1 pseudogene is annotated in these 999 nt (G+C 73.3%); it reads left to right on the top strand.

From position 1 onward, the window contains the following. Window positions 1-87 precede the first annotated feature (87 nt). Window positions 88-999, top strand: a pseudogene (locus F6X68_RS32815) (class I SAM-dependent methyltransferase); the annotation flags it as partial.

The raw sequence follows: 999 nt of genomic DNA on the forward strand, positions 1-999 counted from the left end.
ACCCACCCCTGCCGCGCACCGCACGCGGGGCATCGGCTAGGAACGTGCCATGCCCCGCTCCTGCTCTTTCCCGGCCGCCACCACCTGTTGACCCGCTTCCAGGCCGGGTACCTCCGCCAGCTCGCGGCGCAGGGCGACGACCCCCTCGCCGACGGTGACGGCGCGACCGGAAGCGAGGACGCGGGCGGCGCGACCGGGAGCGACGACGTCGGCGGCGCGACCGTGGTGTGGGCGGTCACCTCGGCCAACCACGAGAACACCCGACGCAACCCGGTCCCGTACCACCGGCGGGAGGCGGCGATCGAACGGTTCAGCGTGCTCGCCGGGCTCCGGTCGGTGGTGGTGCCGGTGTTCGACACCGTACCGACCGACAGGTTCGCCGAGGTGACCCTGAAGACCGTCGCGGCGTCCACCGGGTTGGAGCTGACCCCGGCGGACACGGTGGTCGCCTGCTCGACGCCGGAGGTCGCCGCGATGTACGAACGGCTCGGTTTCCGGATCGCCGGGGTGGAGGCCGACGTCGAGCCGACACCGGTCCGGCCGTGGGACGTCCTGCTGCGCCTGGCCGACGACGACCCGTCGTGGCGGGACCTCACCCATCCGGCCACCGTCGACGTGTACCGCCGCTACCGGCTCGACGACCTGGTCCGCTCCGTGGTGAACGACCCGGTGGTCGGCGACGAGGGCGGACTGACCACCACCCGCGACTACCGGACGTACGCCGAGGCGTTCAGCGACGCCGCGCAGCGCAAGTGGGACGCGGTGCGCGAGCACGTGCGACCGGGGCGGATCGTCGACGTCGGCTGCGGCGCGGGCGCCGTCCTGGAGCTGGCCGACCGGGAGCCGGCCCTGCGGGAGAGTGACCTGATCGGCGTCGAGGTGGCCCGGCACCTGTTCGAGGAGTGCGTCCACAAGAAGGCGCAGGGCGTCTTCGCCAACCCGAACGTCTTCTTCTACCGGCGCAACGTGCTCGGCGGGGCGGTGTTCGCGCCGCGCTCG

The organism is Micromonospora sp. AMSO12t (assembly GCF_008806585.1).
GTDB lineage: Bacteria > Actinomycetota > Actinomycetes > Mycobacteriales > Micromonosporaceae > Micromonospora > Micromonospora reichwaldensis.